The following is a 26097-nucleotide window of genomic DNA, read 5'->3' on the forward strand; positions in this document are numbered from 1 at the left end:
TTAAACTCCTTCTCTCTCTACCATGAGCTGTTTTACTTTCGCTATTGCTCTTGCTGGATTAAGTCCTTTAGGACAAGTTTTTGTGCAATTCATTATTGTATGACAACGATACAACTTGAATGGGTCGTTTAAAACATCAAGTCTTTCACCTGTCTTATTATCACGGCTGTCAGCAATCCATCTGTAAGCTTGTAATAGTATTGCTGGTCCTAAAAATTTATCACTATTCCACCAGTAGCTTGGGCAACCAGTCGAACAGCAAGCACATAATATACAGTCGGACAAGCCATCTAATTTTTTTCTATCTTCAGAAGATTGAGAGTATTCTTTATTTGGTAGGGCAGGCTTATCTGCTTGTAACCAAGGTTTAATTGATTTGTATTGCTCATAAAATTGGCTCAAATCCGAGACTAGGTCCTTTATTACATACATGTGAGGTAATGGATATATTTTTACGTCACCTTTTATATCATGTATAGATCTAGTACATGCAAGAGTATTGGTTCCATCAATATTCATGGCACAAGATCCACATATGCCTTCTCTACAAGAACGTCTGAAAGTTAAAGTCGAATCTATTTCATCCTTTATTTTTATTAATGCATCAAGTACCATAGGGCCACAATTATCCATATCAATAAAAAATGTGTCTATTCTAGGGTTTTTCTCGTCATCAGCAGACCAACGGTAAATTTGAAATCTTCTGATGTTTTTTGCTCTAGCAGGAATAGGATAAATTTTGCCCTTTTGATTAATTTTAGAATTCTTTGGCAAAGAAAACTGAACCATATCACTTACCTTTTATTGTTTATAGCTAAAACCCTTTGTAGATAACATATTTTATTATCATCTACTATATTTTTATTAAATTCCTTTTAAATCGTGCACATATTGTAGCCAAGCGAAGCTAAAATCTCTCTTTCTAGATTTTTCATTATAATTTCTTCATCTTTTTTTTGGTGATCATAACCAAGTAAATGCAGTAATCCATGCACTAACATGTGTGCAATGTGAGCAAGAATGGGTATACAATACTCATGCGATTCTCTTTTTATTGTGTCTATTGAAATTGCTATGTCTCCTAAATCGCACTCATTAGACAATTGTTCATACGGAAATGATAGTACGTTAGTTGGCTTATCCATTTCTCTAAATTTTAAATTAAGTTGATGTAGCAAGTCATCATCAGCCAGAGCTATTGATATATTTGGTTTATAGTGGTCTATTTTTAATTCTTTTAGAGAAGCATTGATGACACCTAATACAAAATTTTTAGGATTTTCTATAATGCTGCACCATTTCTTGTCAAGAATATTTACTTCTAACATGAGTGACACATCAGTAAGGGTGTCATGCAAATAGCTGACACTGGAATCCAAAAAAGAAGAGTTATAGACCCTTGTGTCATGTACACAACTGTACGAATATTGTACACTAGAAGGATGTCATCCCAGTGCCTAGACACTGGAATCCAGGAATTTTGATTAGACATCAAGTTAGTGAATATAAAAGTAGCTAATCTTATATTAAAACACAACGGCTTTAATGTGGTTGCATTAAGGCTGGATTCCAGTGTCAAGCACTGGAATGACACCTTTGTGTTTGATGCAAAATCGGCTATAACGTTTAATGCACTGCCTTCGAGACAAATATTCATACAGCTGTGCGTTGTGTGCTGAGATGACATCATTTAGGAACTGAAATGACAGGTATTACACATCACTCATCCTTATTATTTCATTCCATTCAATTTCCGAAACTGGGGCAATTGATAAACGTGGTTGTTTTAATATAGTCATATTTTTCAAAAGTGGGTTTTGTTTTATATTATTTAACGTTACTTGGTTATTTAAAGGTTTCAAAAACTTTACATTCACTAATCCGAACTTGGGATCATTAACATGATAATACTCTTTAAATACTTCAACGATTCCAAGTATTGCTTTCTCTTTACCTGTATGATAAAAAAACGCAAGATCGCTTGCTTTCATAATTTTCATGTAATTTTGAGCTTGATAATTGCGCACACCATCCCACTCAACTACCTGATCCTTTTCCATTTTTTGCCATGAGTATTCACTTAGCTCTGACTTGAGTAGCCAAAATTGCATTATTTTTTTCTTCTTAAGTAAGCTGGTATATCATAGATATTGCTGCCCCACTTAGCTCCTTCGCTTACCTGTTCAGCTGGTTTTGTTTCCAGTGTTTTGTCTTGCGTACTTTCACTTTGACTATATGGCCACTTAAATTTCTCTTTCTCTGAGTCTTCGCTCTGACTTATAGGTGGAGTTTCTGATTTATTATTGCGACCATCAATGCCAGTTGCAAGAACAGAAACTCTAACTCTTCCCTCCATCGCTTGATCAAAAGTAGCACCAAATATTATATTTGCATTTTCATCTACTTCTTCACGCACTCTATTGGCTGCAGCATCAACTTCAAACAGAGTCATATCTCCGCCACCAGTAATGTTAATTAATATTCCTTGCGCACCTTTCATTGATACATTATCGAGCAATGGATTAGATATTGCAGCCTCTGCAGCGCTAATTGCTCTATCTTCTCCTTCTGCCTCTCCGGTGCCGATCATCGCTTTGCCCATCTCGCTCATTACTGTTTCTATATCAGCGAAGTCAAGATTGATAAGCCCTGGCATGACCATCAAGTCAGTTACTCCTCTGATGCCAATGTGCAGAACATTATCAGCAAGTTTAAATGCATCAGAAAATGTAGTTTTTTCATTTGCAATTCTAAATAAATTCTGATTTGGAATGACAATAAGTGTATCCACGTATTTTTGCAGTTCTTCAAGTCCAAGCTCTGCAATGCGCATACGGCGCACACCTTCAAAACCGAACGGTTTAGTTACAACTCCAACAGTCAATATCTTTTTTTCTTTTGGCGCTCTATCCTTAACTGCGGCTCTTGCTTCTCTGGCTGCTTTTGCAATTACCGGTGCTGCACCGGTTCCAGTACCACCGCCCATTCCTGCTGTGATGAAAAGCATATGACTATCTTTTATATGCTCCATAATCTCATCAATTGACTCTTCTGCTGCACCTTTGCCAACATCAGGCAAAGCACCAGCACCAAGCCCCTTAGTTAAATTAATGCCAAGCTGAATTTTTTTATCACATAACGACTTTTCTAGTGCTTGAGCATCGGTATTTGCGACAACAAAATTCACTCCTTGCAAATTAGATTGGATCATGTTATTCACAGCATTTCCACCAGCACCACCCACTCCCACAACGGTAATCCTTGGGTGCAATATAGGTAACTCCGGCAGACTAAGATCAATAGACATTTAAATTACTCAAATTTAGCGAATTCACTTGATAATAAGTTACCGCTTTTTTAATAATATGCAAATACTTTTCACTTCTATAGGCGTAAACAGTAAACGGGATTTACTTATTCTTAACATTTATACTAATAAGTGCAGTTAATTATAATAACTAGATTCTTAGATGACATCACTTAACCGATGCAAAAAATAGAAAACGTTTATAAAAAGGGACAGAAACCTATCCCTTTTTATTTTGTTAAAGATTACTAACTTCCTTATCTTTCTCTTCCACTTTCAATGCTTTAATCGCAACATCTTTTAATTTTGAGGCAATTTGATATGTTCCATAAAGAACAGCAGCTGCAGCAATTGCCATTATGGCACCCGCAACTATCTGACCAGCAACACCTGTTCCGATAAATCCAGGTAATGAAGCAGCTATTGCTTGATTTGTTCCAACAAAGTAACTGGCAGTCTTAGCAAGAAACCCAGAAGCTTCTGCTGCACTAACAAAGCCTGCTTTCATATGCATTGCTGTAAAGACAACACTTGCAACTGCAAGCGGAAATAATGCTGTTCTCCCTTTATTATGCATAGCGTACTGACCAGCTCCACCAGCAGCACCAGGAATTCCCCAGTATTTTTCAGCTCGTATATATCCTTCTGAAATAGCATGAAAAATGCCATCCCCTTTTCTATACTCATAATTTGTTAATGCCATAACTCTACTCCTTAAATAGAATGTTAAAATTTCATTAAGGAAGCATATAGTAAAAAAAATTGCCTGTCAAGTAAACTAATTTTTTAATATACCTTTATTCTGTAATTGAGCGCTTCAGCAATGTGTGCTCTTTTTACTTCTTCACTTTTTGCAAGATCTGCAATAGTTCTTGCAACTTTTAATACGCGTGTGTAGCCTCGATTGGAAATGTAATTTTCTTTCAGTACGTATTTTAGCAATTCTAACCCTGCCTGATCTGGTTCAGTAAATTTATTAAATGCTTCACCGCTTACTTCTGAATTGCAACGAATATTTAATTCACTATAGCGCTCAGTTTGAACTTTTCTTGCTGCTATCACTCTTTCTCTTATAATTTTAGTACTTTCTCCCTCCACAGAGATTTCAGGAGAGAGTATGCTAACGTTTGGCATCTCAATGCATATGTCTATTCTATCAAGCAATGGCCCTGATATTTTGTTTTTGTAATCTGTGCCACACTTTGGAGCTTTGTTGCACGATCTGCTTGCATCACCTAAATAACCGCACCTGCAAGGGTTCATTGCAGCTATCAGTTGAAAATTGGCAGGGTAGGTTATGTGAGCATTTGCCCTTGCAACGGTAACTTTTCTATCTTCAAGTGGTTGGCGCAGAGAATCAAGCACAAGTCTTGGAAATTCTGGCAACTCATCAAGGAATAACACGCCATTGTGAGCCATGGTAATTTCTCCAGGTTTTGCATTCTTTCCTCCCCCTATCATCGCTGGCATAGAGCATGAATGATGAGGTTCACGAAAGGGACGAGTTACTTTGAATATTTCATTACCAGTTTTTGTTATGCTGGAAATAATATTAACATCAATCATCTCCTGTTCGGTTAAATCAGGCAGCAATCCTATAAAGCGCTTAGCAAGCATTGATTTTCCAGTACCAGGAGGGCCAACAAGAAGCATATTATGCCCACCTGCTGCTGCAATTTCAGCTGCTCTTTTTGCAACAACTTGGCCTTTAATATCCTTCATATCGGGAACCAATCTTTTTTCTTTGGGTGCATCACTATATTTAAAAATTACTGGCTGAATTAATTGCTCACCCTTAAAGTGTCTGATAATATCAGTTAATTTCTCTATAGCTAGAATTGAAACATTCTTTACCCATGAAGCCTCTACTCCATTTCCCCTTGGGCAAATTACTCCTTTATTTGCCTGTTTTGCATTGATCGCTGTTGGCAGCACTCCTGAAACTGGAATAACTCTGCCATCAAGGGCAAGCTCACCCATAATGATATAAGACTGAACTTTTTCAACTGGTATCACATTCATTACAACAAGTAGTCCAATAGCAATAGCCAAGTCATAATGACTACCTTCTTTCAGTAAATCCGCAGGGGAGAGATTAACTGTAATTCTTTTTGGAGGTAGTAGTAGATTGATTGAATTTAACGCTGCTCTGATGCGTTCTTTGGATTCCGCAACAGTTTTATCTGGCAATCCAACAATATTGACTGCTAGTACAACATTGCATAATTCTATTATGCCTATTTTGATCAAAATTTGCAAGACTTTTTATGCGAAATACTATGTATAAGTGGTTGTGGTTGATTTCAATTTGATGAATTAACATTCTAATAATATTTTGTTTAGTCTGCCAATCTACCAGATCAAGTTTTGATTCAACACTTGAGGAAAAGTTTTTCAAGCTATCTGTAACAAGGCTCAATTCTTGTTGTAACTTCTTTTGATCGAGTGTTCTTTCTTTCTCTTCTTCAATTTCTTTCAAATGTTGTTTCATTGTTGTGATTCTTGGTTCAAATTCTTCTTGGCTTATAAACCCTTTGGCATAGCTATCAATAAATTTTTTGATACTTAATCTTAGCTTACTTTCTTGCTTTTCACGTGTTTGATTATGTAAAGGCTTTTTGTTCTCTGACAATCTACGTTGATATTCATTTGCAATCCTATCTGGCTCTTTCAGGATACTCTTGACTTCTTCCCATATAACTCCATCTAATACATCAGTGCGTATTGATTTATTATCGCAGATTTTATTGCCATTGAATTTGCTAGAGTTTGTACCAGAGCAACGATAGTAATAATATGTCGACTTTTTATGAACGTGGTTTGTACCGCAATAAGTATATTGACAACGTTGACATACCATTAAACCTTGCAATAAATATGTTTCTCTTCTTTGTCGTACTCTTGCTCTTTGCCTATTTTCAGTTAGTTGTGCCTGTACTGAATCAAATAAAGGCTCATTGATTATTTTTGGTACTGGAATATAAGTCCAGTTCTCTTTATCACTGTTAAAGCGACCACTTTTAAGTTTACCACAAGTTCCTTTTTTTGACTTTTTTACTTGTGGTTTTGAGCATGTCCTAGTTTTACCATAAGCTGCTTTTCCTATATAAGCAGGATTTCTTAACATGTTCCAAATAGTGCTCCTTTTCCAATACCTTTTTCCTGTTCGTGTTATTACCGGTATCTTATTCAGTTCATGTACAACTTCTCCTATACTTGCTCTTTCTTGGCCAACCCGACTAAATATTTTACGCACTATATTTGCCTCTTCTTCATCAACCTCAAATTGAGCACTTCCTTCACCTACATGTTTTGCTATGTAGCGATAACCGTAAGGCGCCCTACCCATCACACTTATACACCCAGCTTTGGCCGCATGAAGTTTACCTCTACGGTTTCGTTCCATAATCTTTGCACGTTCATACTCTGCTATTGCTCCCTGAATCTGTAGAAATAAATGGGAATCAGGATTATCATCAAACTTATGATTCAAAAATACTATTTCAGATCCAGCCTTTTTAAACTCTTCGAGTAAGATCATTTGATATGAAAATTTACGTGATAGCCGATCAGGTGAATGAATGTATATCTTATCAATCTTACCTTCTGCTACTCTATCACGTAAACTCTCTAAGCCAGGACGTTCTAAATTTGATCCACTGTAACCATTATCGATGAACCTATGCTCATCTAACAATTCATGTCCATCACTACTAATGCGACGCTCCAATTCTACAATCTGACTCTCTATTGTATTCTCCTGTGCCTGTTGTCTTGATGAAACTCTTGCATACAAGCTTACCGTTGTCATTTTCTTCTACCTCCTTTGTTTTACATTTCAATAATTGTTCATAAGCATTTGCCAAATATGTACCCGCCAACCTGTGAGGTTCATAACGGCAATTAATAGTTAATTCCCCTTTTTGCATGTTTTTCTTCCTGTGAATTTTTTTATAGGTTAGGAGACTTCTATTAAACTAAACCAATGCACACCTTATTTAAGAAAGCTATCTAGTTCACACAAATTCTCCCTAATAAATATACAAGATTTGAAGAAATTATGTCCAAAAAATCTTTGCCTAAATCATCATATTATGTATAACATGGCTTATTTAATATGTTATGGAGATTTATCCAAGTCATAAATTCTGGGAGAGCGACTTAGAAGTTCCGGTTAACCTTTTATTCTTACTATTACCCACAAATATAAATGTTTGTTGCATAGCTCTTAATGGCATAACTTGTGCTTGAAATAACTGTTTATATGGTGCAATTTACAGCTTTTAGTTGCTAAAATTATAACTCTTAGTTTAATAATTTTAATCTAATAAGCTTTCAGGTTAATAAAATTAAATTATTTGAATAAATACAATACTATGTTTTTATTTGTGGGTAATAGTAAGCCTTTTATTAGATCGTTTTCAGGATTCTAATATACGTCAGTCTTGGTTAGATTCCCTTTCTGGTAAACAACTGAGCATTATTTTTCAGCATTGCTTTAAAAATCATTTAAATGGACAACTTTTTCAAGACGGAGATTATGATGATAGATCCACTCAGCAAAAACGTAAGATACTTACCAATTACTCTGACTCTCTTTTTAACTATTATCTCATTAGCTACTTTGATCGTACAAAACTTGAGGCTACAGTCAGTGAAGTAGCAAGATTTGCTCTGACTGAGAAGTTAATGAGATCGTATCTGATAAAAAATAATACCAAGTATGATAAAAGATCCTTGTTGTTTTTACTATTTCACATAAATTGTGAATTTCTAAAATCTGTCTATCATTTTGATAAAGTACAAAAGAAAGGTTTCATATCATTTGCTCTACAGAAATCACCAAGACAAATAAACACTTCATTTAAAGAGTTTATGTCACAAGAAGCTGTAGAGGAGATACTTAAGGATGATGATCAGTTGCAGGGTTTTTTCCATCATCAAGATCGAATATATATGTTTGTACGTCGAGGAAGTGACATGGATTTACTGCTTAATTCAAACAAAGTTGTTCATGGTCATAAACCTGAGTGGATGATTTTAGATTTTTCGCTTGATGGTACAAAGGTTAATCTCTGTGCTAAAAATACTAATAAAGCTGTGGAAATCGCAAATAGAATTGTAAGTTGCTATTTTGATTGCGAATGTACTTTTGTAAATATACAAGATAAGAACTTTCCACTACAAGTGCACAAATTTCTTCAAGCATGTATAGATGGTTCTGACTCTGACATTTGTATATTTGAGTTAAATTTTAAGTCAGATTATTTTAAAAATAGTAATACATATCTTACTTTAAGTGTAAAACCGTATGATCCTATTGCACCAGAGTTACATATTTTAAAGCCAGCTATTGGCAACATACTACAATCTATTCAATCAGCTAAAGTAATGTTCCAAAACAAAAAGGTAACATTTTCTTTCAAAATAAGTGGGGAAGTTTATTATTCAGAGCATCCACTCAATAAAAAAGAAAGAGAGGACCTGAAGAAACATATGGAACAATCTTATGGTCTTAAAATTCTTTCACGAGCAAATTGCTGATCTTTTAAGTTCAAATGGTTCCTGGATTAATCCAAGCCAAAATCATATTAAAGCAGCAAGATACTTATTCGATCTTGGATTGATAAAAATGCAAGAAAGGTATTATATTGTTTGCTCTCGTGAAGAAGATCATCTTGATTGGCCAAATGTAATTGATTCAAGTTGTAGCAATGAGATTTTTATCGATTCAGACTTTGATGAAGCATGTGATGACGCTATTTGTGAAAACTGTTCTCGTCATATTCTGCCTAATACTTATCAAAAACAGAGATTTCATCTCTTATCCATATACTTAAATACAGAAAAGGTCATAGACTGGTTTGAAACAAAGTTGAATGATTCAAAACTTATGTGGGAAAAAGTGGAAAAAGGAGTTTATTATATTTGTAATCAAGGTCGTATTGTAAATCTAATAATCCTTGATTTTTGTACTGATGCGATATTTTTAACTATAGATAAACTTAGAGTCCACCCTACAGTTCTCATCACTCTAAAAAAAGATATACCAAATCTATTACTGAATCTATATGTAGTGCCAATGGTGAAACTGTTTTGTCAGCTTAAGACTGTAACTGAGATATTCCGAGAGGCAGCTAAAAGAGGAGTAGCAAAGGTAGTAGAAAATACTTCTTTGCAAGTTTTACCAGCTTCATATATTTCGCTTAAACGTGTTGAACCAATTATACCAACAAAGCTTTTGGAGTTACAGGTAGTTAAAGGTATGGTATATGTTAATAGTATTGAAGTTATAAATAAAAAAGCTGCATCATGTCTTAATATTTTTCGAATATTATTTAGGCAATTTTTACATGACTGTGAGAAAGAATTACCACCTGAAAAACATACACTTCTCAATATTAATCAGTTAGAAAAACTCTTGGGACTTAATTTAGAAGCAGATTTAGAACAACAAATCAGAAAACCATTAAATAAAATGCAAAGAACAATCAAATCTACACTTGCTGAGAAATTAGGATTAAGTATTGAACGTGATGATGTAATACAAACACTTGGTTGGCAAAGATTATCACATGGTTATCGAATTAACCCTTTTACTTTGACTATAAAAAAATAGAGTTTTTTGTTATCAAAAATAGTTTTTTTCAGCTCCATGAATAAATTTTCCCACCCCACGTGCAAATGGTCCTGTTTTTACATCAAGCCATTTATCCTCTTTTGAGCCATTAGCCATTCCTTTAACTATTTGCTTTACCTGTAAAAGCTCTTGTACTATACGCTCTAATCTATCCCTTCCCATACTATGAAAAATCTCAGGCAGTCTATGTCGTTGTTTATGTATTCCTGCACTTCCTGTATGAGTAAATGGATGTCCTGAACTAGCAGCTCGCGCAATTGAATCAATAAGATATATTTTAAGATCTTTATCGCTAATATTTTGAGCTTTTAATTGTTCAGTAATGTCTTCCAATAGCCCTGTTTCTTCATTTCTTAGGTAAGTACGTATGGTACGATCAGCTAGGCCATTTGCCTTAACAACAGCTCCATAAAATAAGGCATTTTGTCTTGGGATTTTTCCAATTGACCTAAAAATCATCGGTTTAGTCATATCCTCAACAGGCCAAAAAGCAAAAGAACACCTGACTCCATTTACGAGAGCAGAAGTACCTCGAATAGCATCTCGTGCTTGCTCTACTGTTGATATAGGCTTTTCTCCCTTCAGCTTTCTCATATGATGTGCAGTAATTATTGAAGCTCCAGTGCTACATGCTAAATCAGATAATAAACACATGAGATAATCCCCTACTGCTGGGTCAGCATTTAAATCTGCATGAATGAAAGAAGCAAGGGGATCAAATATAATGAGCTTTAAATCCTTTATTCTGCTCAGCTGCTTCATTACCGACTCAAATTCTGGAGATATTTCTACAACTTTACCGCGAACGTTCTTAAGTATGGTAAGAGATCCTCCGATGTTTGGTAATGGTACAATAAATAGCCTATCTTTATATTTCAATCTCTCGCATTTTGGATCAAGTCGTTCTAAGCGACGATGTATTTCATTTGTATCATCTTCTGCAGAAAATACCACAACAGATCCGTGTTCAGTAACAAGTTGGCCAAATCCGCATACCTGATCTATGCTAGCTGCAACCTTGAGGGCTAGGTCAAGAAGAAGCATACCTTTACCAGTATCACCCATTGCAGCTAAAATAGATGTGACACCCAAAGGAAATAATCCTTCAACTAAGAATCTTTGCTTTGGTACTGGACCTACAAAACGCTCTACACTCCAGCTGAAAATATCAAGTGGTGGTTTAATAATTATTTTTCTTGAGTTTTTTTCAATAAATTCTTCAATATTTATTCCCTCTAACACACAATCAGCAGCATCCCAACTCCTTGGTTTATCCGATGGAATCTTAAGCGTAGCAAGTGATGCAACACCAAGTTCTAAAAGTCTCTTTTCAGCGTTTTTGGTATATTTATTACCTGCTTCATCGTTGTCTGGCCAAATAATAATATGCTTGCCCTTAAGCGGAGTCCAATCTGTTTTATCAATAGGCGCATTTGCTCCAAACATTGCTGTTGTTGCAGTTATTCCTTTCTCTATAAGTGCTTCTGCGCATTTTTCTCCTTCAACCAGAATAACTTTATCGGACTTTAAAATACCTGGAATGTTGTAGAGTGGTCTTATCTCCGGCTCTTTGAATCTTTGTTTTTTAACATCAAATGGTTTAAACTGTTTTTTCTCTAGAGGAGGATCATAACGGTAGACTATTACGATTACTTGATTGCTCTCGTCGTAGTAGTTCCAGCTACAAGTCAGGTATTGTTCTAAATCTCTAGTATTATTTTTTTCTTTGATGCCGAGCCATTCACTTATTGAAAGCATTACTTCAGGAAATTCTGTTTTCGCATTCTTCCCGTGTACTGTTGCCCAAAGGTCAATAATGTCACCACCCTCTCCTGTTGCAAAATCTTTCCATAATCCGGCTCTTTCGCCTGTTAATTCTATTACAGTACTTTTGCCTTTGTTACCCTGTACATCACCTACATAAAACTTATCACCACGAAATGTCCCTCTTGGTAATAGATGAAAAAGACAAGATCTGATATTTTGCAAAAGCTGAGTCTTTAGCTCTACCATAGTATCCGTTTTTTGCGGACAAGTTAAGCCGTAGCTATAATTTTAGAATTCTGCCAACGCCCATTTACCCTGCTAATGAATTTTGCTGGTATTGATTTACCGCTTCTTAGTTCATATACTACTTGCAAGACATTTGCACGTTTACTTGGTTGAAACATTACAATACCAGATGTATAAAAGCTTCTTAAAGCATTAGCACCAATTAAAGCTTGAAAAGGGCTTTTTGCGAGTGTAGCTGTCGATACTTTTCTGGTGTGACGTGTAATAATGATTCCAGCCATAGGATTAATTATAGAACGTAGTTTTTCTACTCTGCTTTGCAGGCCAGAAAACATATTTTCATAGTCAAGAGAATCCAAGACGATAAGGTCTATTGTTTTAAATTTTTCTCCTATGATCTCTTTTATTCTCTCTATACCTTCATCATTTAAAGTTAATTTCATTTTTGTAGTAACAATCAAGTTTTCCTCTGCTAGATTTGGCAGTCTTTGATTAGTTATGATTTGTTGTATGCGTTCCCTGATATAATTGTACTCCATCTCATTTTGCAGATAGACTATTTTTAGTGGCCTTGCTGACTTCATCTTAAGAAACGACACTCCTGCTGCAAGATGTGCAAGCAAAGAGAGAAGAAAATAACTTTTGCCAACCTTTGGAGTACCACCAATGACTAAAAGACCACCTGGAGTGAGAATTCGTGGAGCTATTATGTCTTCTGGTATTGGTGATTGATCACTTAAGTACTGCTTTACAGAAAATATTTTTTCTTCTCTTTTTTCTCCCTTTTTTTCTCCACTCTTTGATTTTTTATTGAGCCACTTTCTAGCAGAATATATATCACCCTTAATTAAAATCCAAAGATCAATAATATCACCACCAGTTCCTTCGGTAAAATTACGCCAATCACCAGCTTCCTTACCTACTATTTTTACTGTAATTGTATTTCCATTTAAGTCTCCAATATAAGTTTTTTCTCGGTAAAACTCACCATTTGGAAGTAGGTAAGAAACACACTCCTTGATATTATCAATTAATAATGCTTTTATCTTTTCTTGCTTTTTAGACATAAAATTCCCATACATATTTTTCATACGTTTAAAGTTGAGATTAGCTAGCTCGCAAACAGTTTCAAAAGATTTTGAATTCAGCCAATTAATTGCTTCTTTTCTTAGCTTTGGGTTTTTTCCTACTGCGTCCTGAATACCTCTAGCAACGACAGCAGACCAAAGCTTTTCCTCGTCGTACTTCAAAATGGTACTCTGTCAATTTCATAATTTTTACGGTATTCCAAAGTAACTATTGAAGCAATTTTGTTCTTTTCTCCATATTCATCAGTTATAATACCTACCTTTACTGTAAACTCTAACCCATTTAATTCTGCAACTGAATTTAGCTTACGAGCAAGGATTGCACCTTCTGAGTTATCATGTGGATGAATGTCTCGTGCCGATTCCAGGATACTGCGAAGCATAGAGCGACCCATTTCTCCCCAAGTATCTTCTGCTTTATTACTTTTAATACCAATTATTTGGTAAATCTTGTGCTTTTCATATAGACCTTCAATAACGGTAAATTCTGTATTTAAATAAATGCTACCGGTAGTGGGGCTTTTAGTAAACCAATGCTCATAACCTCCAGGCTTGATTGTCATTTTTACCTTTACTATTGTACCTTTTGGTATCAATCTACTTTGCGGTTTTACAGTGTTAAAATCAGTTAATAGGTTTTGTAACATATATCACTCTCCATGTTTAAATTTTAAAACTTGCTTTTAATCTTTGTAAGCAGCTTGCCTAAATGCGGTTCTTCAACCATATTCAGGCGTCCACTGCGGTCTTTAGCTGGGTATCCCCAAGGATTTAGAGTATGGCAAACAAAAGAGCGTTTCTCTGTTCCATCCTCCTGTTTTATACCAACCATACTACTTACTTCGTCAACTATCCCAGGAATTTCACTAGCAGTTTTAGCCCCTTCGCATTGAGGTAGCCAGTTTGGACGATTAAAATCGTCTAAATACTGACCTAAAGTACCAACTATGATGATGTCTTTGTCTCTGATATGTTGAAATTGATTGAGCCAAGCCATCATTTCTTGAGCAAGTAATCCATAGGCAGCTCTCATATCCTGTTTTCCTGATCTCTCAGAAAAAGCTTCAGGTTGCATTTTTGTCCATAAAAGACATAAACGTGAAGCAACGGTTATGCTATCTACAAAAATGCATCGGTATTTAGAAAACTCAGAGAAAAGATCTTTGTACTTACCAGATACATGTTCATAGTGTCTTTGGCTGTATGCTTGATCAGATTTTAATGCAGGATTAGAACCGCCTATAAGACAAGCAATATCTCTAGCTTCATTCCAAGTGCGAACACTTATTGAATCTCCTTGCCAGTCTTGAACGGCAAGAAGCCCTGCTTCAAAATCAAGGCAAAGTGTTGGTTCATCTATAGTCTTTAGGAGACTTGTTTTACCAATACCATAAGGACCAAAGATGACCATCTTTACACTTGATATTGTTTGCAATCTTTCATTATTATTCAAAATTTTAAGAATCATTATTTATCCATGCTACGATGTATATATATACAAGAAAGGCAAAAATTTTGTTCAATTTTTCTTTTTGCCTGCGTAGTAAATAGAAGAAAGTTTGGCACGTATCTTCTTGATAATATTGTTTAAAGTGGTTCTTGAAACGTTGTTCATTTTGGCAACTTCATGTAAGTTGAAAAACTTAAGTTGCTCACATATATTTTGCCATTCCTTTGGTAAAACCGAGATCATATAGTCTACATCAATGCGTTTTGTTATTTCACTCTCAAGTAGCTCTGTTACATCAGTGCTAATATAGTTATTGATGTCACGTTTTGCACATCGCTGTTTCTTTAGCAAGTTAATAGCTTTATTTTCAGTTAATCTTGCTACAAAGGTATTAAAGCTACTTTTGTCTTCATCATACTGATCAAGATATGGCCAAATTTCACAGAAGAGTTCTTGCTCAAGATCTTCGTGAGCTTCATTAATAAAGCACTTAGCAAGTTTCAGTCTATAAGCTTGATATTTTACATTTTTAATAACTATATGGTAGTTTTGTAATTTCATAACTTTCCTTAAAAACAAATTGATGCTTTTAAGGATGAGAGTTATTAATGCTGTTATGTAGGACAGGAGCAAAAATAAATAATACTGATGCGATTTTTAATCTATTGATATTCTGTTATTTTTTTTTGAGAATAATACCGGTGCAATTTAAAATAATACAGTTCAGGTTTTTGGAACCTATTTTGAATGGATTTCAAAGAATGGGTAGCTCAGACTTCCTAAAATTATATTAAAAATATATAAGAATTTCATATTTTGAAATTCAATATCACCAATTTTTAAGAGGGAAAAATGTGCTCTCTATGATCTTAAGTTCCGTTCCTAATTACTGGCTTCCTAAATCAGGAATTAGGAATCAGGAATCTAGAATTAGCCTGTATGGAGGGTTTTCACCATGCGTTCCTAAAACCGTTCCTAGGAACGGCATATCTGAAGTCCGCCAATATGGAGGATTCTAGCTTCCTGAAACCCTTATATATAATATATATATATAATACATATATAAAAATATACACATATATAAAAACATATAAAATATCAGATTAGAATAATAAAAGAACCTCTGAAAGTAGAAAAATCATGTTTAGAAGGTTTTTAAATAAACATCTTCAAGAAAGAGTTAATTATAAAAAATTTTCAAACATTGAAGATTTTTTGGACGTAATTTTTTCAAATCTTGTATATATATGTACTCGGCAATTGAAAGATTTGGTAAACAAACTGGCTGCAAAAGAGTTTTCATGTTAGTTGTTAAATTTCGAAAATTAAAGATTTTTTGGACATAATTTTTTCGAATCTTGTATATATATGTACACAACAACTGAAAGGAAATGCTCACCCTAGATCTTGGCAAACAAACTGGCTGGACTATTTTAAATGATGGAATAGTGCAAAGTGGAAGTAAGAGTTTTCATGTTAGCAGGTTTAGTGGTGGTGGAATGCAGTTTTTAAATTTTCGTAATTGGCTTAATTCACTTAAGTATAAATTTCCAGGCATTGAAGTTGTGTACTTTGAAGAAGTGAGAAGACACTTGGGAACTGATGCTGCACATATCTATGGAGGGTTTTTAGCACACCTTTCTGCTTGGTGTGAGGAAAGCAATATTCCCTATCAAGGTGTTTCGGTTAAGACTATTAAACGTTTTATAACTGGCAAGGGAAATGCAAGTAAAGCTGATGTTATTGAAGCAGTGCAGAAAAAGGGTTTTTGTCCAATGGATGATAATGAAGCGGACTCTTTAGCTTTAATGTTCTATGTTATGAATTTTAGCAAAGATTTTAATATATTAAAAACACCATAGAAAGTGGGTCCTTCCGGCCATGCTGGCGGGTTTGGTGGTGCTGACCTCAGGCCTTCTTTAGCGTCAGAGATATTTTGAATATTAACTTTTTAATTATTAAGATATGAATTTAGCAATCCACTACTATCCTGTTGAAAATCTAGTCGAATATGAGCGTAATCCACGTAAAAATGATGACGTAGTAAACAGAATGTGTGCTTCTATTCGAGAATTTGGCTTTCGTATACCAATAGTTGCAAAAAGCGATGGCACTGTGGTTGATGGTCATTTAAGACTTAAAGCAGCAAGAAAACTTGGTATGGAGAGTATTCCAGTTGTTTTGAGTGATAATTTAAATGAACCACAAACTAAAGCTTTTCGATTACTGGCAAATCAATCAGCTAATTGGGCAAAGTGGGATGATGATCTTTTGAAGGTGGAAATTCAAGAATTAGAAGATTTGCAGTTTGATCTTAAAATGACTGGATTTGAGCTAGAAAAAGTTCAACGGTTTCTCAATGATTTTGATGGAGACAATGGTGAAGATCTTTCTGACTTAGCTATTGATGACAAAAAGGTAGAAATAACAAAGCCAGGTGATCTATGGATTTTAGGTGATCATCGAATCTATTGTGGTGATAGCTCTGTAGTTGAATCATATAAAGCGGTATTAGACGATAAAATGGCAGATATTACCGTATGTGATCCTCCATATAACGTTGATTACGGTAGCAGTCAGGAAAGAGAAGATAAAAAGATATTAAACGATAATCAAGGTGAAAGGTACGAACTTTTTCTCTATGATATTTGCACTCATATTTTAGCATACACCAAAGGTGCAATTTATATCTGTACATCATCATCAGAATTTTCGACGTTACAAAAAGTATTTGAAGAAGCAGGTGGTCGTTGGTCAACATTCATCATTTGGGCAAAGAGTCACTTTACGCTAGGAAGGTCTGATTATCAAAGACAATACGAAGCAATGCTCTATGGATGGAAAAGCGGTAATAAACGTGAGTGGCATGGCGGTAGAAATCAAAGTGATCTGTGGTTTTATGACAAGCCAATACATAACTCACTGCACCCAACAATGAAGCCAGTAGAGCTAATGGAGAAAGCAATAGTTAATAGCAGCAGACCTGGGGATACTGTACTTGATCCATTTAGTGGGTCTGGTAGCACACTGATTGCATGTGAGAGAACAGGAAGAATTTGCAGGATAATAGAGCTAGATTCAAAATTTGTAGATGTAACCATAAAACGTTGGCAAGTGTACACAGGTAGGGAAGCAATTCTTTCTGGTACTGGTAAAACTTTTTCAGAGATTCAAGAAGAAAAACAGTAAGAAAAAAGTGGAAAAGATAACGCAAACAGAAATTTAGTAAGCCTTGGTAGTTGTAATATTAATTTACTGGTATATACCGTATTTTAATGAGTTTAGCGTAACAAATAACTTTGGATTAAATGTGGTGTACTCAATGAATCAAGAAAAGACGTTAGCTGGAGTAGTAACGTCGCAAACAAATAATGAAGCTTCGTTTTCTGAAGAAGTAGAAAATAATGTTTCAAATTCTACACTATCTGTTAAGGAGAGAATTGAATTGTTTGAAAAAGGTACGAAGCAAGAACCTGACCTGAACACTGAATGCAAACTAGCTTCTTTAAATGTGATTAGCAATAGTAGCGATAGCAGTATTACAGCAAAAATAGACGAAGCAGGTGCTGATTTTTCAGTGAGTTGTTCTTCTTTAGTATTGGATGATGGTAAAGACATAGAGGACGAATTTAATGCAGTTTGTGAGGCAAATGGAATAGAATATAACCGTCCGTATTCTCTTGATCAGTTTGAGGCAGCATCCAACACATCTTCCAACCCCAAAATAGACAATACAAAAGAAATGCAAAAAGAGGAAGAGGATAAAGAATTAGGAGATAAACCAAAGCCGTTACCTAGGAATGGAATGTTGGAGAAGGACAATATTAGAAATGTAGCTCCACCTTCACCTAGAACAGCAGAAAATCATCGGTTGAGTATTATTCAGGATATTGCACCACCAAAGCTACCACATTCTTCTTTCCAATTAAATGGAGAAAAATGTGATGAGCAAGAAGCTATAGGAGAACCTATGTATGCAACTATAGACAAAAATAAAAAATTCTCGAAAAGAGGTTTAGATGGTGAAATAAACGATCAAAGTCCGGAGATGGAAAAGTCAAATTCTGAAGAAACATCAATTAAGAAAGGATCAGAAGATATAATTGGTGAACCTGTAGATCTGAATACAAAATTTTTAAAAAAGAGTTTGGAAGGAAGTGATAGTGGAATAGACAATAGAAGTGCAGAGATGACAAGATCAAATTCTCAAGTAACAGAAATGAGTGAGTCTTGTGGCAATCAAGGATGGGAGAATATGTCATTAAATCATGATAGTCCAGTTACACTTTCAACTAGCTCATCAGAAAAAAGTGATAATGAAGAAACCCCGTTAATTAAAAAAGAAAAGAAAACAAATAGAATTTTGCCAAGAGTAAAATATGCAGTGCAGCAGAAGGAATTTATAATTTTCGGTATAGCTGCTGTTGCACTTAGCGTTTCTGCAGCTTTGGTATATTTACAGGATAAAGCACAATTTATTGCATTTTTTGCAAACAGTACCATCTATGTGACTATACCAATTCTAGCTGTTGCATTATTGGTTGCAATTAGTCCGATGTTTTGTGGAATAAAGCAATTTAGAGATACTGAAGAGTGTCAAGTAGGGAGAAAGAATGCGAATGAAACTTTGAATCAGGTGCGAGAGTATCAACCAAAAGATAAAGTAATAAAATCAGTCAGACTGGAATACAGCAATAGTACTCATTCACATTTTACACTTAATGCTTGGAAGAGTAAGAACGACTTCATTAATATTGACGACAAAGTCATTAGTAGAAGGAATAAAGTAGAATCAGTAATCAAAGATAGGCCATTATTTACAGCATTATTAAGCAGTTTGGTTGCTGCAAATATAGTATGGCCTTTATTACTGTATGTGGAAGGTGGTATTAGTAGTGTACAGAAGTTTTACCAGAACGCTTTCGTAGGGCTATCAGTACTTGTAGGCTCGAGTATACTTGCACTATCAGTGATATTCCTTGGAGTACATTACTACAGAAAAACAAATTGCACAAATCTTGTATATTGTGAGGAAAGAATTGAACCAGAAAAAGTTAATGGAAAGTTCATTGAGGAAATAAAGGAAGCAAGGACAAAAGTGCTTGAAGAAAACCATAGTAAAGATGCCAAATGCAGCAGTTTAACGCTAGAGCAAGTAGTGGTTGAATCTCATAACTACAAAGATGCAATTTATAGTATTAGTTGAAAATGGCCAAATTTCACTATGTAAAAAGAAAGCACCGGAGTACTTCGCTCTATATTAGTAAAATATCTCTAAGACGCCGGCAAGTATAAACAGGTAGGGAATTGCTGATACTGGCAAAACCTTTTCAGAGATTCAAGAAGAAAATTCGTAAAAAGGAGCAATAAAGAGAGGAGGAAAAGAGTGGAAAAAATCACACAAACAGAGTGGGCAAGAGAACAAGGATTTTCAAAGCAATACGTCTGTTATTTAGTAAAGAAAGGAATAGTTGAGCTGGAGAATGGACTCATTGACCGAGAACAAGCAAATAGGGCTATAGAAACAATCAGAGATCCAAGTCAACCGCTGAGAAGAAAAAACTATTCAGAAAACGGAGAAAAGCTTTCCACAATGTTGCTAAAAACGCGAATAAAAAATGAGATGGAACGTGGTAAATTGCTTGAGGCAAAAGCTAAGGCTGAAATAGGAGAACTTGTAGCAGTAGAGGAAGTAAAGCGCGATGCATTTAACGTAGCAAGAGTTGTCCGTAATAATTTGCTTAATATTCCAAATAGAGTTTCAGCACTGCTTGCATCACTGAGTGACACTGAAAAAATTCACGAGACGCTAACTGAAGAGATTACAAACTCACTCCAAGAATTATCTAACGCTAAATTTTAAATATAAAAAGATTTTGAATATAAAATGGCTGATAACTTAAGTTTAGAGTTAATAAAGTGTCTCATCAATCAACCTGGATTAGATGTTAATGTTAGAGGGTTAAACGGAAAAACTCCACTGCATTGCGCTATAGAGTTTAAGCATGGTAGATTTGTTACTCACGAAGAAGAACATTAATCCTTTTGTGGAAGATAATGAAGGTAAAACATCTCTTGATTACGCCAAAGAAGGGAAAAAAGCAGAAATATTACAAGCACTAATTAATAACAAGTACGGGTCAGAACAAGATAGCTTACTTCATTTAGCTGCGATGATAGGTGAAATTAATGCAGTGAGATATTTGATCAGAAAAGGTATTGACGTTAATGTACGAAATGCTTTGCACCATACTCCATTACATCTAGCAGCAGGCATAGGACATGCAGAAGTTGTAAAGATTTTGATAAGAGAAGGAAAAGCTGAAATAGATGTCTTTGATGCACGAAATCAGACACCAATGCACTATGCAGTTAATAATAAAAAGTTGGAGATAGTAAAGTTACTGCTGAAGCTTGGAACAGATGTGAATAGTGCACGCATGGGACAAAACTCAATGAAATTGTCACCTGTGCATATAGCTGTAAGTAATGCTAATTACGATGAAAGAGACTTATGTCTTGATATCCTCAAATCCTTAATAAAGGAGCCTAATGCTCAAGTAAATTTGCAAGACTACGAAAATAAAACACCACTACATTATGCTGAAAGACTAAAAACAATAGAAGTTTTACTAACGCGAGAAGATATAGACCCTCTGGTAAAAGACGATAGCGGCAAGACACCGTTTGATTACGCTAAACCTGAGATAAAGAAGGCTTTGATGAGTAATAAATATGGTTCTGAAAAGAATAGTCTACTCCATTTAGCTGCACAAAGAGGAGAAATTGAGCTTGTAGAGTCTATCTTAAAAGAAGAAATCGATATTGATATTGTAAATAATAAAGGTTTATCACCGATTTACCTTGCTGCGGAAAAAGGGCATTTACATGTAGTAAAGTTATTGCTGAAAAAAGGAGCAAATTATACACCTGTTCTGCACTTAGCAATCAAGTCAAATAATTTAGAATTGCTAAAAACTTTATTTAAAGAAAAGAGCATCAAATTACCAGATGAGATAGGCAGATCTGTACCAATTTATTATAGGTGTATAGAGCATAGAGATGCAAAAGTAAGAAAATACAATAGTGTGATCTGTGTTTTTACCTCAGTAAGTGCAGTAGCAATGGCAGCATATATAGGTTTAACAGCAACAACAATAAGCAATGCAATCATTTTTGCAACAATAACAGGAATACTTGCGCTTATTATAGCAATAATGATAAGTGAGATGAGCAAAAGATATATAGAAAATGAATTTCAGAAAAAGATGTTTATGGAATTGGAGGAGTGTGGAGGAATAAACTCTACTGTTAACAATATTGAGATAGAACCAATTATGAGTAGATGCAGACAATGATATACGCTAGAGCTTTTTCTGAAGGTTTAAAACCAGATCCAGAGCTTAAAGTATCAGAGTGGGCGAATGAGTATCGAGTTTTAGCGCCAACTGCAGCATCAGAGCCAGGAAAATGGAGAACAGAGAGAACTCCTTATTTAAAAGAAATCATGGATTCACTATCTCCGTCCTCACCAGCAGAAAAAGTAGTATTCATGAAAGGAGCACAGATTGGAGGAACAGAAGCTGGCAACAATTGGATTGGCTATATCATCGATCAAACACCAGGACCAATGCTAGTAGTACAGCCAACAGTTGAAATGGGAAAACGTTGGTCGAAGGGAAGATTTGCACCGTTAATAGAGAGTACACCATGTTTAAAAAGTAAAGTAAAAGACCCAAGGTCAAGAGATTCAGGGAATACTGTACAAAGTAAGGAATTTCCAGGTGGAATAGTAGTAATAACCGGAGCAAATAGCAGTGTAGGTCTCAGGTCCATGCCAGTAAAATATCTCTTTCTTGATGAAATAGATGCCTATCCAGGAGATTCAGGTGGTGAAGGAGATCCAGTGCTGCTCAGTATTGCTCGAACTAATACATTTGCAAGGCGAAAGATTTTTTTAGTATCAACGCCAACGATTCATGGAATAAGCAGAATTGAGAAAGAATTTGAAGCAACAGATAAGAGATATTTTTTTGTACCATGTCCGCATTGTAATTATTACCAAATATTAAAATGGTCACAAATAAAATGGGAAGATAAAAATCCAAATACAGCACACTATATATGTATAGAATGTGGTGAAAAGATAGAAAATCATCAAAAGACAGAGATGCTAGACCGTGGAGAATGGAGAGCAACAGTGGAAGTAGCAAAAAAAGGGACAAAAAAAGGATTTCATCTTTCAAGTCTTTACAGTCCAGTTGGCTGGTATAGCTGGACTCAAGCAGTAGAGGATTTTCTTCATGCAAAAGAAAGTGAACAATTACTAAAAGTTTGGATAAATACCACTTTAGGAGAAACTTGGGTAGATAAAGGAGAAGTACCAGACTGGAAGCAATTATTCAACAGAAGAGAATTTTTTCCCGTAGGCACAGTACCAAAAGGCGAAGTAGTTCTTACAGCAGGAGTAGATGTACAAAAAGATCGTCTAGAGGTGGAAGTTGTAGCATGGGGAAAAAGCCGTGAAAATTGGTCAATAGACTACCGAGTATTTGAAGGTGATACTGGAAGAGGAGAAGTATGGGGAAAGCTTTCGGAGCTTCTGAGTCATCATTTTATCGGTGAAAATGGGCTTGAATATATGATAAGTATGATGGCGGTTGATGCTGGGTATGCAACGCAGGAAGTGTATAACTGGGTGAGAAGTCATCAAGGCTCTGGAAGAGTAATGGCAGTCAAAGGTGTAAATAAAGCACTAGTACCACTTAGCAGCCCAAGTAGAGTAGATATAACAGTTGGTGGTCAAAAGCTAAAGAGAGGAATAAAGCTCTGGCCAGTGGGAGTATCGATATTAAAGTCAGAGCTTTTTCAATTACTTAATATTTTGAAAGAAGAAGAGGGAAAAGCTCTGCCTGGATATTGTCATTTTCCGGAGTATGCACCTGAATATTTTAAGCAGCTAACGGCAGAGCAATTAGTCAGCAAGGTAGTAAAAGGATACACCAAACAGGAGTGGCAAAAGGTAAGAGAAAGAAATGAAGTATTAGACTGTAGGATTTATGCAAGAGCAGCATCGATAGCACTGGGAATAGACAGATGGCCAGAGAGTAAGTGGAATAGTTTGAGTGGAAAAATGGAAAGTAAAAAGCCTAAAAAAGTGAGACAAAGTAAATGGTTGAATGAGAAGTAAAATGTACAATCAGGAATATTTAAGTCAAGTCGAAGAAGCGATAAAAAAACTGCAAAGCGGAGAGCGAGTAGTATCAATTGCATATGGTGACCATGTGGTGAGATATGCTGAAGTTCAGATAAATGACCTGCTGAATCTACGGCAACGTATTAAGGCTGAACTGAAAGTTGCAGGTGTGAGACCGAAGAGAAGAATTGTGATTGCGACAAGTAAGGGAATTGACAAAATTGTGTAAAAATGTTATAGTTTAAAATTGGTATTTTCTAGTTAAAATATGGATCAAAGTCAAGAAAGGCTTAATGTTAATGTAAATTTTGAGGGGGAATTTGCTCACTACCTTATAGAAATGGCAAAAGTTCAAAATAGAACTATAGAAGAGGTTGTAAAGGACCTAGTGGAAGAAGAAATTGAAGCAAGTAAATTATCTGAAGAAGATGATGAAATAGATGAAGTAGATATAAAGTTGGCTAAGCTTTCTCTTGAGCGTGATGCTAGAGGTGATGAAGAAATTAGAAGTGAGGATGTAGATTGGAATAGAATATTATCTGCAAAAACAGTCTAAAGGTGGAGATACAAGCTGAGATACGATATTATCTATTCAAAAAAAGTTCTTGAGGAAGACTTTCTTGCATTACCACCAACGATAAGATCTAGAGTGAGAAGAGCTGTAGATAGTCGTCTTGCAACCAACCCTAAAGCAATAGGTAAAGCATTATCGCATGAATTCAAAGGGTATTTTAGGATACGAGTAAGTGATTATCGTGTAATTTATAGGATAAATTACTCAAAACACACAGTAACTATTACTGCAATGGGACATCGGAAGGACATTTATGAACGCAGCCCAGAATAAGCGTTGGTATTTGTGCAAGAGCCTCATGCATAATTTATAAAGTGTTAACAGCCAGACTCTCCAGCAGCTTGCTGTAATTTTTTAATGTCAAATTGCGCAACAAACTGCTGCATAATCAAAGAGGCAAAATGCTATTAAAATCGTTCAAACAACTATTTAGTAAGCCAAAAATCAAAAGCTCAGCGTGGGATGCAGCAGGCTCAGGAAGAAGATTTTTTCACTTTCAACCAGAGTTAGGAAGTATAAACAATTTGCTGTCTCAAAGCCTTGAAACTTTACGTAGTAGATCACGTGATATGGTGAGAAAAAATCCATATGCAGCAAATATTATTGATACAATAGTAAGTAACTCTATTGGAACAGGAATAAAACCACAATCAAAAGCAAAGAATGCAGAATTTCGAAAGAAAGTGCAAGAATTATGGCTAAAATGGACAGATGAAGCAGATAGCTGTGGAATAAGTGATTTTTATGGATTACAAGCTCTGGTATGTAGGAGCATGATAGAAGGTGGAGAGTGTTTTGTACGCCTCCGACATCGTAAACTCGAAGATGGATTTTCTGTACCATTGCAACTTCAAGTATTGGAATCAGAGCATTTGGACAATAAGAGCAATCAAACACTAGCCAATGGTAATGTAATAAGAAACGGGATTGAGTTTAACAGGCTTGGGCAAAGAGAAGCATATTACCTATTTAAAGAACACCCTGGTGAAAGTATGTTTGGAGAATCAGTGAGAGTGCCAGCAAATGATGTTTTACATATCTATAGACCATTAAGACCTGGGCAAATTAGAGGAGAGCCATGGCTTTCTAATATACTGCTAAAGCTTTATGAACTTGATCAATACGATGATGCAGAATTAGTGAGAAAAAAGACAGCAGCGATGTTTGCAGGGTTTATTACGAGACTCGATCCAGAAGCAAATATCATGGGAGAAGGTGAAGCAAGTGAGCAAGGAGTAGCATTATCTGGCCTAGAACCTGGAACAATGCAGCTTTTAGACCCAGGAGAAGATATAAAATTTTCAGAGCCGTCTGATGTTGGAGGAAGTTATGAAGCATTCATGAGACAGCAACTCAGGGCAATAGCGATTGGTACAGGGATAACATATGAGCAGCTAACAGGAGATTTAACCGGCGTTAATTATTCATCAATCAGAGCAGGATTAATAGAGTTTCGTCGTCGATGCGCTATGCTGCAACATAACATTGTGGTATTCCAATTTTGCAGACCAGTATGGAATAGATGGCTAGAGTTAGCAGTACTTTGTGGAGAACTCTGTATAGATGAAAAAGTAGTAAAAGCAGCGAAAGAAGAAGTAAAATGGATACCACAGGGATTTGATTGGGTGGATCCACTGAAAGACCAGCAAGCACAGCAAATGGCAGTAAGGAATGGATTTAAGAGTCGATCGGAAGTAGTATCAGAAATGGGTTATGATGTAGAAGAAATTGACCAAGAAATAGCAGAAGATCAAAAGCGAGCTAATTCTTTTGGACTTTGTTTCGATTGTGACGTTAATGTGCCATAAAATACAATAAGGGGAGGAAGG

25 protein-coding genes and 1 pseudogene are annotated in these 26097 nt (G+C 35.5%); 14 read left to right on the forward strand and 12 right to left on the reverse strand.

Annotated elements, in window-relative coordinates:
• Together OOK97_RS03775 and ybeY are read right to left on the reverse strand one after the other, a co-directional pair.
• On the reverse strand, nt 1-789 hold the full coding sequence (locus OOK97_RS03775) for a succinate dehydrogenase iron-sulfur subunit (protein ID WP_264378091.1): 789 nt from the start codon (nt 787-789) through the stop codon (nt 1-3).
• An 86-nt stretch (nt 790-875) separates the two neighbouring features.
• Nucleotides 876-1328, reverse strand: a complete 453-nt coding sequence (ybeY, locus tag OOK97_RS03780; RefSeq protein ID WP_253303271.1) for an rRNA maturation RNase YbeY — start codon at nt 1326-1328, stop codon at nt 876-878.
• A gap of 24 nt (nt 1329-1352) precedes the next feature.
• On the opposite strand from ybeY, the gene OOK97_RS07520 reads away from it, so the two are divergent.
• Together OOK97_RS07520 and OOK97_RS03790 are read left to right on the forward strand one after the other, a co-directional pair.
• Entirely contained in the window at nt 1353-1484 is a 132-nt protein-coding gene (locus OOK97_RS07520; protein WP_259348783.1) for a hypothetical protein, read from the forward strand.
• Nucleotides 1485-1499: 15 nt separating this feature from the next.
• Nucleotides 1500-1679, forward strand: coding sequence for a hypothetical protein (locus OOK97_RS03790; RefSeq protein WP_022626337.1), 180 nt, complete (start codon nt 1500-1502; stop codon nt 1677-1679).
• Between the two features lie 33 nt (nt 1680-1712).
• Here the strand turns inward: OOK97_RS03790 and OOK97_RS03795 are convergent, their stop codons facing one another.
• The 5 genes from OOK97_RS03795 to OOK97_RS03815 form a co-directional block, all read right to left on the reverse strand.
• On the reverse strand, nt 1713-2111 hold the full coding sequence (locus OOK97_RS03795) for an EVE domain-containing protein (protein ID WP_264704920.1): 399 nt from the start codon (nt 2109-2111) through the stop codon (nt 1713-1715).
• Nucleotides 2111-3307 carry a cell division protein FtsZ gene (gene ftsZ / locus OOK97_RS03800; protein WP_264704921.1) on the reverse strand — a complete coding sequence of 399 codons (1197 nt, stop codon included), beginning with the start codon at nt 3305-3307 and terminating at the stop codon, nt 2111-2113. The genes OOK97_RS03795 and ftsZ overlap by 1 nt, the downstream gene beginning before the upstream one ends.
• A 238-nt stretch (nt 3308-3545) precedes the next feature.
• Complete coding sequence (locus tag OOK97_RS03805) at nt 3546-4010, reverse strand: hypothetical protein (protein ID WP_264704922.1); 465 nt, start codon at nt 4008-4010, stop codon at nt 3546-3548.
• An 83-nt stretch (nt 4011-4093) separates the two neighbouring features.
• Nucleotides 4094-5557 carry a YifB family Mg chelatase-like AAA ATPase gene (locus OOK97_RS03810; RefSeq protein WP_264704923.1) on the reverse strand — a complete coding sequence of 488 codons (1464 nt, stop codon included), beginning with the start codon at nt 5555-5557 and terminating at the stop codon, nt 4094-4096.
• A complete protein-coding gene (locus tag OOK97_RS03815) occupies nt 5487-7118 on the reverse strand; it encodes a recombinase family protein (RefSeq protein WP_264704924.1) in 1632 nt (543 codons plus the stop codon). Before OOK97_RS03815 ends, OOK97_RS03810 begins: the two co-directional genes overlap by 71 nt.
• A 575-nt stretch (nt 7119-7693) precedes the next feature.
• Between OOK97_RS03815 and OOK97_RS03820 the strand changes: the two genes are divergently transcribed.
• Together OOK97_RS03820 and OOK97_RS03825 are read left to right on the forward strand one after the other, a co-directional pair.
• The gene (locus OOK97_RS03820) at nt 7694-8851 is read left to right on the forward strand and encodes a hypothetical protein (protein WP_264704925.1); all 1158 of its coding nucleotides are present in this window, start codon (nt 7694-7696) and stop codon (nt 8849-8851) included.
• The gene (locus tag OOK97_RS03825; protein ID WP_264704926.1) at nt 8817-9926 is read left to right on the forward strand and encodes a hypothetical protein; all 1110 of its coding nucleotides are present in this window, start codon (nt 8817-8819) and stop codon (nt 9924-9926) included. The genes OOK97_RS03820 and OOK97_RS03825 overlap by 35 nt, the downstream gene beginning before the upstream one ends.
• A gap of 12 nt (nt 9927-9938) precedes the next feature.
• Here the strand turns inward: OOK97_RS03825 and OOK97_RS03830 are convergent, their stop codons facing one another.
• The 5 genes from OOK97_RS03830 to OOK97_RS03850 are packed head-to-tail and all read right to left on the reverse strand — an operon-like array spanning nt 9939 to nt 15059.
• Nucleotides 9939-11960, reverse strand: coding sequence for an AAA family ATPase (locus tag OOK97_RS03830; protein ID WP_264704928.1), 2022 nt, complete (start codon nt 11958-11960; stop codon nt 9939-9941).
• 23 nt (nt 11961-11983) lie between these two features.
• Nucleotides 11984-13210, reverse strand: coding sequence for an AAA family ATPase (locus tag OOK97_RS03835; RefSeq protein WP_264704929.1), 1227 nt, complete (start codon nt 13208-13210; stop codon nt 11984-11986).
• Nucleotides 13207-13695, reverse strand: a complete 489-nt coding sequence (locus tag OOK97_RS03840; RefSeq protein WP_264704930.1) for a hypothetical protein — start codon at nt 13693-13695, stop codon at nt 13207-13209. Before OOK97_RS03840 ends, OOK97_RS03835 begins: the two co-directional genes overlap by 4 nt.
• A 23-nt stretch (nt 13696-13718) precedes the next feature.
• On the reverse strand, nt 13719-14516 hold the full coding sequence (locus OOK97_RS03845; RefSeq protein ID WP_264704931.1) for an ATP-binding protein: 798 nt from the start codon (nt 14514-14516) through the stop codon (nt 13719-13721).
• 51 nt (nt 14517-14567) lie between these two features.
• Complete coding sequence (locus OOK97_RS03850) at nt 14568-15059, reverse strand: RNA polymerase sigma factor (protein ID WP_264704932.1); 492 nt, start codon at nt 15057-15059, stop codon at nt 14568-14570.
• Between the two features lie 830 nt (nt 15060-15889).
• Between OOK97_RS03850 and OOK97_RS03855 the strand changes: the two genes are divergently transcribed.
• From OOK97_RS03855 to OOK97_RS03900, 10 genes and pseudogenes are all read left to right on the forward strand, one after another.
• Nucleotides 15890-16360, forward strand: a complete 471-nt coding sequence (locus OOK97_RS03855) for a Holliday junction resolvase (protein ID WP_264704934.1) — start codon at nt 15890-15892, stop codon at nt 16358-16360.
• Between the two features lie 103 nt (nt 16361-16463).
• Nucleotides 16464-17687, forward strand: a complete 1224-nt coding sequence (locus OOK97_RS03860; protein WP_264704936.1) for a DNA modification methylase — start codon at nt 16464-16466, stop codon at nt 17685-17687.
• Nucleotides 17688-17820: 133 nt separating this feature from the next.
• Nucleotides 17821-19704 (forward strand): hypothetical protein, encoded by a 1884-nt coding sequence (locus OOK97_RS03865; protein ID WP_264704937.1) that lies wholly within the window; start codon nt 17821-17823, stop codon nt 19702-19704.
• 180 nt (nt 19705-19884) lie between these two features.
• A complete protein-coding gene (locus OOK97_RS03870; protein WP_264704938.1) occupies nt 19885-20361 on the forward strand; it encodes a hypothetical protein in 477 nt (158 codons plus the stop codon).
• Between the two features lie 24 nt (nt 20362-20385).
• Nucleotides 20386-21856: pseudogene (locus OOK97_RS03875) on the forward strand (ankyrin repeat domain-containing protein).
• Nucleotides 21853-23688 carry a phage terminase large subunit family protein gene (locus tag OOK97_RS03880; RefSeq protein WP_264705660.1) on the forward strand — a complete coding sequence of 612 codons (1836 nt, stop codon included), beginning with the start codon at nt 21853-21855 and terminating at the stop codon, nt 23686-23688. Before OOK97_RS03875 ends, OOK97_RS03880 begins: the two are co-directional and overlap by 4 nt.
• 1 nt (nt 23689) lies before the next feature.
• Entirely contained in the window at nt 23690-23923 is a 234-nt protein-coding gene (locus tag OOK97_RS03885) for a gpW family head-tail joining protein (protein WP_143688830.1), read from the forward strand.
• A gap of 39 nt (nt 23924-23962) precedes the next feature.
• Entirely contained in the window at nt 23963-24250 is a 288-nt protein-coding gene (locus OOK97_RS03890; protein WP_143688829.1) for a hypothetical protein, read from the forward strand.
• A 93-nt stretch (nt 24251-24343) separates the two neighbouring features.
• Nucleotides 24344-24541, forward strand: coding sequence for a type II toxin-antitoxin system RelE family toxin (locus tag OOK97_RS03895; RefSeq protein WP_237350101.1), 198 nt, complete (start codon nt 24344-24346; stop codon nt 24539-24541).
• 128 nt (nt 24542-24669) lie between these two features.
• Nucleotides 24670-26076 carry a phage portal protein gene (locus OOK97_RS03900; protein ID WP_264704939.1) on the forward strand — a complete coding sequence of 469 codons (1407 nt, stop codon included), beginning with the start codon at nt 24670-24672 and terminating at the stop codon, nt 26074-26076.
• The last annotated feature ends 21 nt before the right edge of the window (nt 26077-26097 follow it).

Origin of the sequence: Wolbachia endosymbiont (group A) of Gymnosoma rotundatum (assembly GCF_947250765.1) — a bacterium.
Lineage (GTDB): Bacteria > Pseudomonadota > Alphaproteobacteria > Rickettsiales > Anaplasmataceae > Wolbachia > Wolbachia pipientis.